The 17,291-nt window shown below is 68.5% G+C and carries 7 protein-coding genes; 5 read left to right on the plus strand and 2 right to left on the minus strand.

The genetic code is table 11. The annotated features are described in order from the left end of the window. Positions 1-3: 3 nt before the first annotated feature. The 4 genes from G6O54_RS09540 to G6O54_RS09555 all read left to right on the plus strand — a co-directional run bounded on the left by G6O54_RS09540 (position 4) and on the right by G6O54_RS09555 (position 11,404). Positions 4-5,013, plus strand: coding sequence for a non-ribosomal peptide synthetase (locus G6O54_RS09540; protein WP_165223862.1), 5,010 nt, complete (start codon positions 4-6; stop codon positions 5,011-5,013). Continuing rightward, positions 4,997-8,992, plus strand: a complete 3,996-nt coding sequence (locus tag G6O54_RS09545; protein WP_165223865.1) for a non-ribosomal peptide synthetase — start codon at positions 4,997-4,999, stop codon at positions 8,990-8,992. Before G6O54_RS09540 ends, G6O54_RS09545 begins: the two co-directional genes overlap by 17 nt. 78 nt (positions 8,993-9,070) lie before the next feature. Continuing rightward, positions 9,071-10,234, plus strand: a complete 1,164-nt coding sequence (locus G6O54_RS09550; RefSeq protein ID WP_165223868.1) for an ABC transporter permease — start codon at positions 9,071-9,073, stop codon at positions 10,232-10,234. A gap of 6 nt (positions 10,235-10,240) precedes the next feature. Further along, positions 10,241-11,404, plus strand: coding sequence for an ABC transporter permease (locus G6O54_RS09555; protein ID WP_165223871.1), 1,164 nt, complete (start codon positions 10,241-10,243; stop codon positions 11,402-11,404). A 118-nt stretch (positions 11,405-11,522) separates the two neighbouring features. Here G6O54_RS09555 and G6O54_RS09560 read toward each other — a convergent pair whose 3' ends face one another. Together G6O54_RS09560 and G6O54_RS09565 are read right to left on the minus strand one after the other, a co-directional pair. Then, entirely contained in the window at positions 11,523-12,998 is a 1,476-nt protein-coding gene (locus tag G6O54_RS09560; protein WP_165223874.1) for an efflux RND transporter periplasmic adaptor subunit, read from the minus strand. Between the two features lie 88 nt (positions 12,999-13,086). Next, positions 13,087-16,419 carry an efflux RND transporter permease subunit gene (locus G6O54_RS09565; protein ID WP_165223877.1) on the minus strand — a complete coding sequence of 1,111 codons (3,333 nt, stop codon included), beginning with the start codon at positions 16,417-16,419 and terminating at the stop codon, positions 13,087-13,089. Between the two features lie 247 nt (positions 16,420-16,666). On the opposite strand from G6O54_RS09565, the gene G6O54_RS09570 reads away from it, so the two are divergent. After that, a complete protein-coding gene (locus G6O54_RS09570) occupies positions 16,667-17,284 on the plus strand; it encodes a sigma-70 family RNA polymerase sigma factor (RefSeq protein ID WP_165223880.1) in 618 nt (205 codons plus the stop codon). Positions 17,285-17,291: the final 7 nt, after the last annotated feature.

Here is a 17,291-nt window from a genome sequence, read left to right on the forward strand (position 1 = left end):
ATCATGTCCGAATGTCTCGATCAGCTTCGCCTTGCGGCTCCTGCCAGCCGCGAGCGGCAGCTCGCGAACGTGATCCGGGATCGCCTGGCCGAATTCCTGGGCTATGACTCGGCCGAGGATGTGGGAGCCGGCGAGACCTTCGCGGAACTCGGGGCCGACTCGAGCCAGGCGGTCGAGTTCAAGCTGATCCTCGACGACCTGCTCGACATGAGGCTCAGCTCGACGGTGCTGTTCCAGCACCCGACCGCGGAGCGCCTGGCGGCCTACCTGATCGAAGAGCTGGGCGATCGCCTGGACGGGGCGGGGACCCGTGTCCGGGAGATCCGGAGTGCCCCTCCGGATGGACCGAAGTGGGAGGACGTCCGCCCGGGCCCGGAGGTCGCCATCGTGGCCGTCGCCTGCCGGTTCCCGGGGGCTTCCGGATCGGCCGCTCTCTTTCAGAAATCGCTCGAAGGCCGATATCTCGCCATCGGCGACGGCCCGGGCCTGGGCTATGGCCGGCTCGACGACTCTCGAGTCGAGGATCGTCAGGGCCGATCGACCTTCGAGGTGATCGATGAGCTGCTATCTCGTCGCGAAGCCGGGCGATGTCGCTTCGCGACGCGGAAGACGGGAGTCTTCCTGAACGCGGAACTCCCGTGTGAGGGGGCCGACGCGACGGCGCCGGCTTATCGCGTCCCGCTCGCCAATCGGGTCTCCTTCAGGTTTGACCTGCGGGGCCCGAGCGAGACGGTCAACGCCTTCTGCGCGGGGGCCTACCTCTCACTCCATCGGGCCGTGCTCGCCCTCAGGGCCGGCGAATGCCGGCAGGCGATCGTGGGGGGAGTGAACCTGATCGACGGGGACGGATTTCGTCGGGCGGCGGATTCTGGGGCCTACGCGGCGCTGCTCGCCGCCGACAATCACGTCCGCAGCTTCGGCAGGAAGGCTTGCGGATTCGTCCGGAGCGAAGGGATCGGCGTGGCACTCCTCAAGCCACTCGGGGAGGCCGAGGAAGACGGCGACGAGATCCTGGCTTTGGTCCGGGGCGTGGCCGTCGAGCACGGCGGCCGGGGATTCTCGATGGAGGCGCCGAACGTCGAGGCCATCGCCGGCACGGCCCTGCGTTGCCTCAGGCGGGCCGGGCTGAGGCCGGAGGACGTTGGCTACTTGGAGGCCCACGGCATCGGCAACCCATTCGCGGATGCCCTCGAGCTCGCCGCGTTGCGCCGGGTCTACACCTCGCGTGATGCGGCCATTTCCTGGCACCTGAGCTGCGTCAAGCCATCGGTCGGCCATCCCGAACTCGCGTCCGGGATGGCGTCGCTGATCAAGGCCATAGAGGCGATCCGGAGCCGTACGCTTCCGCCCCTCGCCACGGCGGGGGACCTCATCGACGATCTCCCCGAAGGACATCGCTTCGTCTTCGAGTCCTCCCCGATACCCTGGTCGCCGGGCGTGGGCCCCCGGCGCGTGGCCCTGAACAGCTACAGCATCGGCGGCCTCAATGCCCACGTCATCCTGGAGGAACCCCCGGTCGGGCTCCACGCCCCGGGGGATCGCCGCCCCGCGAGATCCCGTTGGGATGATGCGGATGGCCGGGCGGATGAGAGCCGCGGCGACGCCAAGGTCCCGGCCGAAGCGGCGACGGGGCTCCTCTCGCTGGCGGCCGAGGTGTTCGAGATCGATGCCGGCCGCATCGACGGATCGCTGTCGTTCGCGAAGATGGGCCTCGATTCGATCAAGATCGTCGAATTCATCCAGCGGGCGAATGAGGAGCTCGGCATGGACCTCCGCTTCTCGGAGGTGATCACGGCGGGGAGATTCGGCGACATCCTGAATCGGGGCGGCGATCGGCCCGGGCGGCGTGAGCCCATCAGGGCCCCGCGCGGGGTCGTAGCCGGGCAGAGATTCCCCGCCTCCGAGACCCAGCGGGGCATGTGGTATGTCAGCGAGGTGCTCGACCGAAGCACGAGCTATAACGTCCCCATCCTGATGCATCTGGCCGCGCCGCTGGACCGCGACCGTTTCGAACGGGTGATGGAAGGCGTCCTCGACGACCATCCGGCCCTCCGGGTCGCATTCGTCCCCGATGCCGGGTCGGGGGAGATCGTCCAGCAAGTGCTGCCGGCGCCGGGCCTCGTCTCTTTACGGACGCTCGATCTGGGCGGCGACGATCCGCCGCGAGAGCGGATGGTCCGCGAGCTTCGCCGGCCTTTCCCACTAGGAATGGGCCCACTCATGCGGGCGTTCCACGTCCGGAGGGATGGAGCGGGGGAATCCGTCCTGCTAATCGTCCATCACCTCATCATCGACGGATTCTCGGCGGTCCGCCTCGTGAACGAGATCTGGCGGCGCTACGACTCGACGGTGCCGCCAGACGGGCGAGGGCCGGCGGCGCCGGAGGCCGAGGCGGCCCTCTTTGACTTCGTCGACTGGGAACGCGGCTATCTGCTCGGGTGTCAGGCGGAGGCGGACCGGCGATACTGGGTCGAGCACCTTCGCGGCGTCTGCCCGCGGCTCGACCTGCCCAGCGACGCTGGGTTCATCCCGCCGGACCGGGCCGTTGGTGTCGGCTGCGAGTCAACGACGCTCGAATCCGAGCCGTTGCGGTCGGTGAAGGCCCTGGCGGCGAGATGCCATGCCTCTCCGTCGGCCACGATGCTCGCGGCGTTCTTCGCCTTTCTGGGGAGGGTGTCGGGCCAGGACGACATGGCCGTGACGACCCCGGTCGGGCTGCGGCCCCGGCCCCGGTTCCGCGACGGCATCGGCTGCTTCCTCAATCTCGTCGTGACCCGCGCCAGGCCCGCTCCGGAGAGGCCGTTCGCCGAGCTGCTGCGGGAAGTGCGGGAGTCCTTCGCGAGCGGGATCGACCATTGCGCCTATCCCTATTCAAGGCTGCTGCCCGATCTCGGACTCTCCCTCAATCATCGAGCGGAATCCGCGTTCCCCATATCGTTCACCTACCAGAACATCTTCGAGGAATGGGGAGGGTCGCTCGAGCTGGGATCGGCGGCACGCGTCGACATGGACCTCTACCAGGAGGTCGAGGACGACCTGACGCTCGAGGTGTATGACTTTCGCGACTCCATCCGCATCAACCTGAAGTACCGCCGTTCCGAGCTCCTGCCCGAGACGGCGAGGCGCTTCCTCGAGGGCTATTGCTCGCTCCTCCTCGACGCGGCAAGCCGCCCGGATGCGACCGTCGCGTCCCTGGGGGCCTTACCCGAGCCGCATCGGCGCATGCTGTTGGAGCGACTGGGCAGAAGCGACCGGCCCGCCGAGGAGGCCCGCGACGTCGTGGAGGCGATCGACCGCAATGCGGAGATTGCCCCCGACGCGGTCGCGGTGCTCTCCGGGGGAATCGCCGCAACCTATGCGGAGTTGAGGGGGAGGAGCCTGGCCCTGGCCGAGGAGCTCCGCCGGCTCGGCGTTCGCCCCGGGGGCGTGGTCGGGGTGCGGATCGCGCGATCGACGGAGTTCATCGTCGCCACGCTGGCCGTCCTGCGGTGCGGTGCCGCCTACTTGCCGATCGACGTCGACGCCCCGGGGCGACGAGCCGCGGAGCAACTCGCCGATAGCGGTGCCGTCGGGGTCCTCGGACGGGGCATGCGGTTCGAGCCGCTGTCGTCGTCCCCCGCACCCCTCGATCGCCGGCGGCACGCCTCGGGCCTCGCGTACATCCTCTACACGTCCGGAACGACGGGCAGGCCGAAGGGGGTCGGGATCCGGCGATCCTCGCTGGGGAACCTTTGCCGGGCGATGGCTTCCCTCTACGGGCTCTCGTCCGCTGACCGCGTCTTGCAGTTCGCCCCCCCGACCTTCGACATGTCGGTGGAGGAGATCTTCCCAGCCCTGACCGTCGGGGCCGCCGTCGTGATTCGAGCGGAGGAGGATCTCGCGCCCGATCGATTCGCGAGACTCGTCCGCGACCAACGGGTGACAATCGCAAACCTCCCCCCCTCCTTCCACGACGCGCTCAGGAGCCTCGGGGACGATCGTCTGAGGGACCTGTACGGACGACTCCGGATCGTCGCCTTCGGGGGCGACCGGCTCTCCGACGAGATCCTGCGCTTTCTCAAGGGCCTGCCGACCCGGGTCTTCAACGCCTATGGGCCGACGGAATGCACCGTCAACGTCTCCGTGGCGGAACTCACCGGCGGCCGGCGCGTCCACATCGGCCGGCCGCTCCCCGGGGTCGAGGTCTACATTCTGTCGGACGGCATGGATCTGCTGCCCCCCGGAGCCAAAGGTGAGTTGTGCGTTGCGGGCGCGGGGGTGGCGACGGGGTATCTCGACCCGGCGGCCGATTACCGGCCTTCGTTCGTCCCGAATCCGTTCGGCGACGGCCTCCTGTATCGGACGGGCGACCGCGCCCGATGGCTGCCCGACGGGAACCTCGAGATCCTCGGGCGGCTCGACGAGCAGCTCAGCATCCTCGGCCATCGCGTCGAGCCCGCGGAGGTCGAGGCGGCCCTGAGCGAGCATCCCGATGTCGATCGGGTCGCGGTCGTCGGCGTGCCGGGCGATGGCGGCCTATGTCGACTTGTCGCCTATTACCAGTCGCGGCGATCGATCGACCGCGCCGAGTGGCGAGGCCGGTTGCGAGAACGACTGCCCGCCTTCATGGTGCCCTCGACGCTCTGTCCCGTCGACGAGATGCCCGTCACCGAGCAGGGAAAGATCGATCGCCGCGAGCTCGCCCGCCGAGGCGTGGTCGACGAGTCACGTCCCCCCTATGTTCCCCCGGCCACTCCGAGCGAGAGGCTCGTGGCGGAGGTCTTTGAGAGAGTCCTACGAAGGCAACCGATCGGTCTCCGCGACAACTTCTTCGACCTGGGAGGCCATTCCCTCCTGGCCATCCAGATCACCGCGGAGATCGGCCGCGATTCGAGGAGGCATGTCCCGCTTCGGGACTTCTTCTCGGCTCGAGACGTGGGGGCCGTGGCGGAGGCCATCGACCGATGCCCGGAGGAGGCGGATGCGATCGAGCTCTCGATGTTCGGGGAGGGTAGCCTTGAACTCGTTCTCTGATCAGGCGATCGTGACCCTCCATCACCTCTTGAATCGCGGTGTCCGTCTCCGGGCGGACGGAGAGCACCTGCGGCTCGTAACCGGTGGAGCCCGGCTCGACGAGGGGCTCATCGAGGAGGCGAGGCTCAACAAGCCCGGCCTCATAGAGATCGTGGGGCGAGAGAAGCTCGCCTGCCTCACCCCGGCCCAGGAGCGGCTGTGGTTCCTGGCCCAGCTCGGGGGTGCGGAGGCCTACAACCTACCCGGGCTCGCCCGCATCGACGGCCCGCTGGACCTGAGGCTGCTCCGCGAGTCCCTGGACGCCCTGATGGGTTGTCACGAGTCGCTCCGGACGAGATTCCCATCGCTTCCCGGGGGGCCCGTGCAGGCGATCGCCGCCTCGGTCACCGTCCCCTTTGTCGTGCATGATGTCGCGGATGAGACCGAGGCGATGGCAATGGCACGCGAGCTGATCGGACGCCCGTTCGATCTCCGTCGCCGTCCGCTCTTCCTCGCGGATGTCGCGCGGTGGTCGCCTCGGGCCTGCCTCGTCCTCCTGCGCATGCCCCACATCCTCTCTGACGGCTGGTCGCTGCGCATCATGCTCGACGAGCTTTCCGCCGCCTACGCACGTCTCAGTCGCGGTGAGCCCGCGGGCCTGCTTCCACGGCCGCTCCAGTACTCCGGCTACGCGGCCTGGCTTCGGGCCTGCGATCGATCCTCGCAGTCCGACTCAGCTCGCCTCGACGCCCTGCGGTTCTGGGAACGCACGCTCGTCGGGGTCGAGGATCTGGATCTCCGCACTGACTTCCCCAGGCCGGAAGTCCTCAGCGGTCGTGGGAGTGTCGTCACGGCCGTGCTTGGCGTCCGGGAGAACCGGGCGATCGCCGCGCTCTGCCGCGTTCGGAAGGTCACGCCGCTGTCCGTCTGGATCGCCGCCGTCTACCTCGTGCTCGGCAGGCGCTCCAGGGACACCGACTTCTGCCTGGGGATCCCGGCCACCGGCCGGGGCCGGCCCGAGCTGTCCTCGGTCGTGGGGCTCTTCGTCAACACGCTCATCGTCCGCCCGGCCGCGAGCCTGGGCGAACGGTCGGCCGGGCAACTGGTCGCCACGGCCCAGGAGGCCCTGACGGCCGCGATGGATCATCGCGACGTCCCGGTCGAGGACATCATCGCGAGGCTCAATCCCCCCAGGCGGATGAATCGCACGCCGCTCTTCCAGGTCCTCGTGAATCACGCCTCGGAGCCTCTCGACCCACCGGCACTCGGCGATGCCACGCTGACCCCGATCCTCCCCGAGAGCGACTGGGCCAAATTCGAGTGGACGTTCTCGATCACCGAGCAGTGCGACGGCGGGGCTCTGCTCGCGGTCGAATTCGCGACGGACCTGTTCCGACCCGTGACCGCCTCGCGGATCGCGGAAGAGGTGGCCCGGGCCGCCTGGGCTCTCGCATCCGAACCGGAACGGCCCCTCGATCGGATCGATCTGCTTTCGGACTCGGACCGGCGGCAATTGCTGGAATGGGGCCGAAGGCCGGCCTCCCCGATACCTGAGCCCCGCGCCCACGAGTGGCTGGCCCGATGGGCGCGGTCGCATCCGGGCGCAATCGCCATGGAGGACAGCGATCGCACCTGGTCCTTCCAGGAGGTCGACGAGGCGAGCGACCGCCTGGCGGCCGCGCTCCGACGGAGGGGCACGCCGTCCGGGGCCTGCGTGGCCGTCTGCGTGGCGAGGTCGGCGGGCTATGTCGTCGCCGTTTTCGGGGCCCTGAAGGCGGGGGCGGCGTATCTGCCCGTCGATCCGGATGAGGCCGAGCTTCGCCTCATGCACATGCTCCGCGAGACCCGGGCGGCTGCGATGATCGTGGACGGGTCGACTCCCTTCGCCCTCCGCGAGGCGGCCAACCGGGTCGGCTGCCGGACGCACGAGCTCGACGCCGACGGCGGCGAGGTGCCGCGGCGGTCCGCCCTGCCGGGGGGCCTCGCTTATGTGATGTACACGTCCGGGACGACCGGACGACCCAAGGGGGTGATGATCGAGCACGGGAGCCTCAGCAGCTACATCGCGGCCGTCGTCGAGGAGTATGGACTCACCTCGTCCGATCGCGTGGCGCAGCTCTCCACGCCGGCCTTCGACATCTTCGTGGAGGAGGTCTTCCCGACCGTACGATCCGGCGCCACGCTCGTCATCCTCGACGACGAGGCTCGTCGCGATCCGCGGCGAGCCGCTCGTTTGGTGCGGGACAGGCGGATCACGGTCCTCGACCTGCCGACCTCCTACTTCCACCTGCTGGCCGAGGATCCCCGGGCACTCGACGACCTGGGGGCTTCGCTGCGGCTGGTCATAGTCGGCGGCGAGCGGCTCGACGCCTCGGCCGCTCGCCGCTTCCTGGAGCGATGCGGGAGCACGCGACTGGTCAACACCTACGGACCGACCGAGACCACGGTCATCTGCACGGCCCACGCTCTGGAGCCCGGATGGACCGGCTCAGAGATCCCCATCGGCCGCCCCATTGCCGGGGTCGAACTCCTCGTCCTCGATCGGGGCGGGCGGATGGTCCCGATCGGCAGCGCCGGCGAGTTGCACGTCGGCGGCCCGGGCTTGATGCGAGGCTACCTCAATCAGCCCCGAGAGACGGCGACGGCCCTTGTCCCCCACCCGTTGCATCCTGGCAAGCGGATCTACCGGACGGGAGACCTGGTCGTCTGGGGAGGCGACGGCTCGCTCCGGTTCGTCGGCCGGGGGGACCTGCAGCTTAAGATCCGCGGGCATCGCGTGGAGCCGGCCGAGGTCGAAGCGGCCCTCGGCGTAGATCCGGAGGTCGGCGGTGCCGCGGTCGTGTCCGCGGGCGAGGAGGGGGACAGGCGCCTCATCGCCTTCGTCACGCCGAGCGACGCGAGGCCGATCGATGGACGAGGAGTGCGGCGACGCCTGGCCGACCGGCTTCCATCCTACATGATCCCGGCCGAAGTGATCGCCGTCGAGTCGTTCCCCCTCGCCGGGGGCAAGCTGGACCGCCGGACCTTGGCCGCCTGGGCCGTCCCGAAGTCCCCTGGGATGGATGAGACCGAGCCGAATGCCGCCTCCTCGCCCCTGGAGGCGAGGCTTGGCCGCCACTGGTGCGGCATCCTGGGGCGTGAGCACGTCGATCCGAACGAGCACTTCTTCGAGAGCGGGGGGCATTCACTGGCCGCGGTTCAGTTGATTCGACGCCTGGAGGCGGAGTTCGGGATCTCCATCCCCGTCGCCGACCTCTTCAGCCATCCCACGCTCCGGGACATCGCCGGGCGGGTCCGGTCGTTGTTGGGGAAATCGGCCCCCAGTTCGGCGAGAGCGACCGTGCTTCGAAAACCGGTCGCGAGCTTCATCCTCCCCGGCTTGCCGGGGATCGGAGGGCAATACTACGAGCTCGCGGAATGCCTGGCGACCGAGGGTGAAATCCTGGCTCTATCGCTGCCCGGGTACGAGGGGGAAGATCCGGCAACGACCGTCGAGGAGATGGCCTCGCATTGGAGATCGGCCGTCGAACATCACGCCTCCGACCGTCCCGTTCGCTTCCTCGCCCACAGCTACGCAGGGACGGTTCTCTACGAGATGCTCCGAAGCAGGGACGAAGCCCGCTTCCAGGTCGAGTCGGTCATCCTGCTCGACTCGATGCCGCACGAGCGCATGGCGAGGCTTGACGCGGACCTCCTGGCGACCTGGGAATCCGCCCTCGGGCTCGACGTGATACCGGAAGCCCGAGGAGTCGTCGAGGCGGCCTTGCGGGCCCCCCACCCGGGGCCATCGGGCCGCCTCGATTACCAGGTGACTCTCGTCGTGGCGGAACAGAGCCGAAGTTGGATGGATCGACGTGCGTGGGGGGACTACTTCAAGGGAATTCGGGTCGTCGAGACCGCGGGCGACCACCTGTCGATCGTCAGACGCCAGGATTGCCGGCGGTGGATCGAACGCGTCCTGCCATGTTGTCAGCCATCGACACTTGAATATTCGAGATGATCGGGGCGCGATGCGGCGGGTCGGGCCCACCACCATCCTGGCGATGACGTGGATCCTCCATGTTATGTGGGAGCGAGCATGAAATTTCTCGGCCTCATCGTTCGCAACGCCAGGCGCAACCCGACTCGATCTCTGCTCACGGTCGCTTCGCTGGCCGTTAGCCTCTTCCTGGGGATGCTTATCCTGTCGTATCTGTCGATCAACGACGACGTCATCAGCTCGGTGAGGGTGCACAACCGACTCGTGACGATGAGCTCCTTCGGCTTCTCGGGTCGCCTGCCGATCTCGCGAGTCGCGGAGATCACCGCGCTCGACGGCATCGTGGCCTCGACGCCGTTCGTCTGGTTCGGCGGTAAATTCCGGGGGCGGGCGAATGCGTTTCCCCAGTATGCCGTCGATCCGGCCGTCGCCTTCTCGATATTCGACGAGCTGACCGTCCCTTCCTATCAGATCGAGGCGTTACGGCAGGACAGGACCGGGTGCGTCGTCGGCCGATTGCTGGCCGAGGATCTGGGCCTAGAAGTCGGCGACAGGCTCCCGCTCCAGGCGGGGGCCTATCCGGTCGAAGTCATCTTGACAATCCGGGGGATCTACGACGGACCGGCCAATCGGAATCGTCGCATGTGCGTCTTCCGCTGGGATTGCCTCGACGAGGCGCTTAAGCGGACGACGCCAGCCCGATCCGGGAACGCGGGGATCATCCTGTCGAAGTGCCGGGGCGCGGGAGATCAGGCGCGCCTCGCCCTGGCGATCGACGGGTTGTTCGCGAACAGCGATTCCCCCTCCCGGACTCAGTCGGAGGAGGAATTTGGGAGGATGTTCTCCGAGTCGATGGGAGACGTTCGCGGGATGATCCGGAACGTCGGGCTGGCCGTGGTCTTCTCCTTGCTCTGCGTGGCGGGGAATTCCATGGCGATGTCTGTGCGGGAACGAGCCGGAGAGATGGCCGTGATGAAGGCGATCGGGTTCAGTCGGGCCATGATCGTCTATCTGGTGGTCGGAGAGGCGACGATCCTGGCGGTCGCGGGCGGGCTGATCGGTACGGTCGGCTGTAAGCTCCTTTGCGGCGTCCTCGATGTCGCCCGGCTCTCCGGGGGCTCGATCCCGTTCTTCTTCGTGAGGTGGCCGACCGTGGCCCTCGGCCTCGGCGTGGCGGTGTTCATCGGCCTCGCGAGCGGCCTGCTTCCGGCGTTGCGAGCCGCGAGGCTTTCCGTGATCGATGGCCTCAGGAGGGTCGGATAGGAACTCATGATTCCCCTCAATTACAGCACCCGCAGCCTCCTGGCACGGCGTGCGAGCACCCTCGCGACGGTCGTGGGGACCGGCCTCGTCGTCTGGTCGAGCTGCGCCCTGTTCGGCCTGGTTGACGGCCTCCGGGACAGCCTCCTCGTCTCGGGCGACCCTCACGACCTGATCGTCCTCCGCGAGGGATCGACCGCCGAGACGACCAGCGGCTTCGATTCATCGACGGCCGCCGAGATCGCCACCCTCCCCGGGATCTCCCGCGACGAGACCGGCTCGGCCCTCTGCGCGCAGGAGATGGTCTTCATCCCTGTCGCCGAGCGGTCCGATGGAGGCCGCACGAACCTTCTGGTCCGCGGCGTCGTCGCCGCCTCGAGGTCTCTCCGACCCGGATTTACCATCGTCCAGGGGAGGGAGTTCATCCCCGGACGTCGGGAGTGCGTCGTCAGCCGCGGGCTCGCGCGGAAGATCAAGGATTGTTCCCTCGGCTCTAGCTTCAAGCTCGCGGGTAAGGAGAGCTTTCGCGTCGTCGGGCTATTCACCGTCGTCGGGGGACCCGCCGAGAGCGAGCTCTGGACCGACCTGGACGACCTGGCACGGGCCATCGGCCGCGTGGGGACGGTTTCCTGCGTCCAGCTCCGCGCGGCGACGCCCGGAGATGTTGATGCGATCAGGAAGATTATCGTGGAGGACCAACGCTTCCGCCTGGATGCCATCCGCGAGACGGACTACCTCGAAGAGTATGCGAAATCGGGCAATCTTCTCCGACTGGGAGGGACCCTCATCGCCGTGGTGATGACCGTCGGCGCGATGTTCGCCGCCTCGAACACGATGCACGCCGCAGTCGATGCCCGGAGACGCGAGATCGGCACTCTGAGGGCCATCGGCTTCTCGAGACGCGATATTCTCCTCGCCATCCTCGCCGAGTCGATCATCCTCTGCACGCTGGGAGGAGCAGCAGGATTGCTGGCGACCTTGCCCCTGAGCATCATGAGTTTCAGCACCCGAAACTCGATCACTTATTCCGAAATGATGATCCGGTTCCGAGTCGGCCCTGGCGCGATGACGGCGGCGGTGCTTATGACCCTGACGATGGGCGCACTCGGTGGACTCTCCCCCGCAATCCGCGCCGTCCGCCTCGCACCCGCCCGGGCGATCCGCGAAACCTGAGGCAACGGAGACCAAAGCTGGGAGATGCCAAGGCTGCCAGCTACTGACGGGCTGCGACCACGACCCCCTGCCTGAGGTAGCGGAAGTCCCATTTCGCCGAGACGTCCGAGATCGTGGCTCACCGCGGTAGGGCGGAGGTCGACAATGGCCCGGCATCGGCCGGCTGGGAGGCGGCTGTCGGTGCGTCCTTTCCCTTCTCTTCCTCCTTGGGGGCTCCGTTCTTCGGCGAGGCCTCGGTCACCTTCACCTCGCCCCCCTCTTCGAGGATCGGCAGGCTGCTGCCCGTGAGGACCTGCTCGGTGCCGTCGATCGGCCGCCATTCCTCGGCGAAGGGGTCGTCGGAGGAGGTGTCGGCGCGGAGGTTGGTCACCTCGGTCCAGCGGCCGTCCTCGACGCCGGTCTGGACCTCGGTGCGGTGGGCACGCTTGCCGTCGTAGAGCCAGACGAACGTCTTGCCCCCGGCGGAGACCAGGGCCGAGCTCGGGATCGACATGACCCCGGGGCGCTCGATGACGATCCGGCCGTAGGCGTACATCCCCGGCAGGATCTTGGTCCCGGGATTGGGGATGTCGATCTCGGCCCGCATGGTCCGGCTCTTGACGTTGAGCGCCCACGAGAGCCGCGTCACGGAGGCCGGCAGCCACTCGTCCTTGTACGCCCAGAGCTTGACGCGTGCCTTCGAGCCGACGTGGACGAAGTTGGCGTCGCGCTCCGGCACGTCGACGAAGATCCGGACGACGTCCGTGCGGTCGACCACGTAGACCGGCGCGGCCTGGGTGCTCGGCGAGAGGTCCGGCGACCGGCTGCCGGCCGAGGGGTCGCCGGTCTGGGGGAGGACGAAGTCCATGGTGTTGGCGTTGCGGACCACGATGATCCCGTCGAAGGGGGCCGTCAGCTTGAGGTAGCCGACCAGGGCCTCCAGCCGCTTGGCCTCGCTCTTGGCGACCATCAGATCGGCCTTCGCCGCCGCGACGCCGACCTTCGCCCGCGCCAGCGACGCGTCGCTCGATGAGAGGTCGGCCGAGGCCGTCTGGATCGTCGCCTTGGCGGCGTCGCGGGAGGCGACGGCGGAGCGGAACTGGTTCTGCGACTCGAGGAGGATCTGGGGCGCGATCACCTGGCGGTCGACCTCGCCCTGGATCCGCTTGACCTGCACGTCCCAGCGGATGACCTCGGCCTCGAACTTGGCGAGCATGGCCTTCGCCTCGTCGAGCTTGGCGGCGGCGGCCTTCACCTGGGCGTCGGCGACCTCCACGTCCTTCTCGGCGACGCGGACCTTCTCCGTGTCGAGCACGACGGTGGCCTTGCGCGAATCCCACTCCTCGACGAGCTCGGGCATGAAGAGGTCGGCGAGGACGTCACCCTTCTTGACGACGTCGCCGATGTCCACGTGCCACTTCTCGATGTACGACGGGAGCTTGGCGTAGATCGAGGTCCGCTCGTAGCTCTGGACGAAGCTCGGCTGGCCGACGACCCGGGTGATCGTCCGCGCGGCCGGCCGGGTGACCTGCACCTCCGGCGGCGTCGCGACGCTCGGGGCGGCCTTTTCCTCCTTCTTCGAACAGCCCGCGATGGCAAACGCCAGGGCGAGCATGAGCGGCCACCGCGGCCCACCATGGCCCCCTCGCGCAACCCACGACCGAGATCCTCGCTCCCCTGCCAAGGTCCGCCTCCCGTCTCTCTCAGGATTCCCCATGCGCCGCCTCACTCTCGCTCTCGCCGTGACCTTGGCCCGCGTGGTCCATCTCGGGATCGTAGTGCGTGCTCTCCGGATTGCCCGGATAGAGCGAGGGGGAGGCCGGCTCCCGGCGGCCGATGACCAGGGCGAAGATCGAGGGGAGCACCAGCAGGGTCGCGAACGTGGACATCACCAGGCCGCCGATGACGGCGCGGCCGAGGGGCGCCTCCATCTGGCTGCCCTTCTCCAGCGCCAGGGCCATGGGGACCATGCCCACGGTCATGGCGCAGGCGGTCATCAGGATCGGCCGCAGCCGCTCGCCGGCGCCCAGCAGCGCCGCCTCGGCCGCGGGCTTGCCGGCCTTCCAGTGCTCGTCCATGAAGGTGATCATCATCACCGAATTGGACACCGAGACCCCCAGGCACATGATCGAGCCCATGAACGACTCGATGTTCAGCGACGTCTTCGTGAGCAGGAGCATGGTCACGATCCCGGCGAGCACCCCCGGCACGGCGCCCACCGAGATGATCGCCAGTCGCGGGGACTGGAAGTAGGCCGTCAGCAGGACGACGATCACGAAGACCGCCACGCCCATGCCGATGCCCAGCGACTCGAACATCTCGGTCATCTGCGGCAGGGACCCCTGCTCCTCCACCCGGACGCCGCGGGGGGGATCGCCGACGGCCTTCACGGCCTCGCGGACCCGGTTCGAGGCGCGGCCGAGGTCCTCCCCTTCCACGTTGGCGACCACCGTCAGGTAGCGCTGGGACATGTCGCGGTCGTACTCGCCGGGGCGGGTGCTCGTGTGGACGCGGCCGTCCTTGAGGACGTCGCGGATCATCAGCGGGACCAGCGGGTTGATCGACTCCAGCGGCAGCTCCTCCACGTCCTCCGGCCGGTTCATCCGCAGCGGCGGGATCTGGAGTTGGACCAGGTAGTCGAAGCCCGTCTTGTCGTTGATCCAGTAGTTCAGGTTCGTGAACCGGGTGGACGAGGTGGCCATGACCAGCGCGTGCTTGACGTGCTTGGGGGTGACGCCCACGAGCCCCGCGAGCTCGCGGTCGATCTCGAGCTCCACCGACGGGTAATCGAGCGTCTGTTCGAAGCCGACGTCGCGGAGGTGGGGCGTCTCCTTCAGCCGCGCGGCGATCGCCTCCGCATGCTTGCGGACGCCGTCGTAGTCGGTGCCGATGACGCGGACGGCGATCGGCCGGGAGGAGCCGAAGCTCATCACCTGGCTGACGATGTCGCCCGGCTCGAATCCGAAGGTGCACTGTGCCGCCTGCGCCTTCGCCTCGTCGGCGGGGAGCCCGCCGGTCCCCGATCCCTGCTCCAGGCGGGCGGCCATCCAGGCGCCCACGCGCTCCGGCAGCACCTTGCGGAGCCGCTCGCGGAACTCGTCGAGCTGGATGGCGGTGGACTCGACCAGCTTGATGCGCATCTGGCCGTCGTCCGGCCCGCGCATGAAGAGCACCATGTTGTCGATGCCGAAATTGGGCGCGACCTGGCCGACGAAGCCCATGGAGATCTCGATCTGGTTCGGCCCGGCCTCGCGCTCGATCTCCTTGAGGCACTGCACGGCCATCTCGCGGGTCAGCTCGTAGCTCGAGCCCGGCGGCGGCCGGAACCGGAGCACGAACTCGCCGGAGTCGATCTGGGGGAAGAGCTCGCGGCCGACCTGGAGCCCCAGGATCACGACCACGGCCAGGCAGGCGGCCAGGTACGCCGGCACCAGGATCAGCCGGAAGTCGATGAACCGCCCCACCAGCCCCCGGTAGGCCCGCTCGACCCGGCCGAATAGCCCTTCCTCGGTCCCCTCGTGCGCCTTGTGCCTGAGCAGGTAGACGCTCAGGATCGGCACGAACGTGCTGGAGAGGAGGTACGAGGAGACCATCGCGAACCCGACCGCCAGCGTCAGCGGCATGAAGAGCGACCGCAGCGGGTCCTCCATGATGAACGCCGGGATGAAGACCGACAGGATGCAGAGCAGCGCCAGCAGCCGCGGCACGGCCGTCGCGTTGCTGGCGTGGAGCACGGCGGTGGCGATCCTCGGCGTGGAGCCCATCTGGACGTGGGTGTTCTCGATGGTGACCGTCGCCTCGTCCACGAGGATGCCGATGGCCAGGGCCATCCCCCCCAGGGACATGATGTTGATCGTGTTGCCCGTCGCCCAGAGCCCGAAGAGCGAGCCGGTCAGGGCCAGCGGGATGTTGCAGACGACGACGATCACGCTCCGGAGGTCGCGGAGGAAGAGCAGGATCATCAGCCCCGTCAGCCCGGCGCCGATGGCCCCCTCGGTGGCGACGCTCTCGACCGCGTGCACGACCGTGGGCGACTCGTCGAACTCGAAGCTGATCTTCACGTCCTGGGAGACGGCGGCCTGGAACTGGGACATCGCCTTGTGGACGTCGGCGACGACGGTCAGCGTGGAGCCGGTGTCCTTCTTGATGATCGGCAGGTGGATGGCCTTCTTGCCGTTCACCAGGGCGTAGCCGTAGGTGATGTCGGTGGCGTCCCGGATCGTCGCCACGTCGCGGATGTAGACGTTCTGCCCGAGCCGGATCGGGATGTCCCCGAGCTTGCGGATGTCCACGACCGTGGCGTTGTTGTGGACGATCGGCATCGAGTCCCTGATGTACAGGTTACCCGACGGGATCACCGCGTTCCCCTGCGCCAGGGCGTCGATCAGGTCCTGGGGGTTGAGGTTGTAGGCCAGCAGCTTGCGGGGGTCGACGTCGACGACGATCGACCGCATGTTGGGGCCGAACGGCGAGATGGCCACCGTGCCGGGCACGTTCTTCTGCACGAGCGGCCGGATCACGTTCTGGGCGAGGTCACCCATGGCGCCGATCGAGGTCTTGTCCCCCTCGCTGGTGAACACGAGGTAGCCGATGGGCACGCTGCCGGCGTCCATGCGCATGATCATCGGGGGCAAGGCCCCGGGGGGCATCCACGCCATGGCGCGGTCGGACATGGCGACCGCCTGCGCCATCGCCTGCCCCATGTCGGTGCCGTTGAAGAAGCCGAGCTCGATCAGGCCGACCTGCTGGATGTTCCGGGACTTGATGTCCTGGATGCCATCGACGTACTGGAAGTAGAGCTCCAGCTCGTTGACGATGAAGCCCTCGATCTGGTCGGGGCTCATGCCGATGAAGTCGAAGAAGACGTAGATCTTGGGGACGTTCAGCGCGGGGAAGATGTCCACCCGCATCTTGTTGAAGGCGAGCATCCCCAGGCTGATCAGCGCGAGGACCACCATCATCAGGGTGACGGGGTGGTCCATCGCCAGGACGGTCGGATTCGCCGAGCCCGATCTGCGCGTGCTGCCTTCGGCCACGTCTCCCCCCTCGCTGTGCCCTCGCTCCGCGGCCGGGGTTATCGCGGCCCCGTCGCCAGGCCGCCAGATTCTAACCTGACCGGGATTCCCGTTCCAATCCCGGGCCGAGCGGGCCGCGCACAATGGCCCGAGTCACCGATGGCCGTCGCCCCGGCACTCTGCGAGAATGGCGCGGAGCGGCCGTGCTGCCCCGGGCCCCGGCGTGCGTCGCGGCGGAGGACCCGGGCGGACCGAGGCGACGCCATCCATGACCGAGACCCAGCCCAGGCCCGGCACTTCCCCCTCGCCCGAGGTCGGCGACCTGGACGGGTTCCGCGACTACCTCCGCGCCCTGACCTGGAAGTGGATCCCGGCCGACCTCCGGGGCCGCGTCGATCCGTCCGACCTGATCCAGGAGACGCTCCTCCGCGCCCACCGCGACCGCGACCGCTTCCGGGGCGACGGGGACGCCGCCGGCGGCGGCAACGAGGCCGTGCGGGCCGGCTGGCTGAAGCAGGTCCTGGCCGCCCGGCTGGCCGACCGGCTCCGCGAGCTGGGCCGCGCCCGGGGCGTCTCGCTCCAGGACCTGGACCGCAGCAGCGTGGGGATGGAGCACCTGATCCCCGCCAGCCTCAGCTCCCCCAGCGCCGGCCTGCGATGCGAGGAGAGGGCGCTGCTGGTGGCGAAGCTCCTGGCGCGGATCCCCCGCGACCAGGCGGAGGCGATCGTCCTGAAGCACTGCGAGGGCCTGCCCGTCCAGGAGGTCGCCCGCCACATGAATCGCTCGCCGCAGGCGATCGGCGGCCTCCTCCGCCGCGGGCTCAGGTCGCTCCGCGAGCTGGCTTCCACCCGCGACTTCCAGGACCTCCTGTCGAGGACCGAGTGAGCCCACC

The organism is Aquisphaera insulae, from assembly GCF_011064615.1.
Lineage (GTDB): Bacteria > Planctomycetota > Planctomycetia > Isosphaerales > Isosphaeraceae > Aquisphaera > Aquisphaera insulae.

What these genes read in the sequence shown, in the direction of transcription:
- G6O54_RS09560 (WP_165223874.1), bottom strand. Translation starts at nt 12,998, where the DNA reads ATGCTCGCCCTGGCGTTTGCCATCGCGGGCTGTTCGAAGAAGGAGGAA.
- G6O54_RS09540 (WP_165223862.1), top strand. Translation starts at nt 4, where the DNA reads ATGTCCGAATGTCTCGATCAGCTTCGCCTTGCGGCTCCTGCCAGCCGC.
- G6O54_RS09570 (WP_165223880.1), top strand. Translation starts at nt 16,667, where the DNA reads ATGACCGAGACCCAGCCCAGGCCCGGCACTTCCCCCTCGCCCGAGGTC.
- G6O54_RS09550 (WP_165223868.1), top strand. Translation starts at nt 9,071, where the DNA reads ATGAAATTTCTCGGCCTCATCGTTCGCAACGCCAGGCGCAACCCGACT.
- G6O54_RS09555 (WP_165223871.1), top strand. Translation starts at nt 10,241, where the DNA reads ATGATTCCCCTCAATTACAGCACCCGCAGCCTCCTGGCACGGCGTGCG.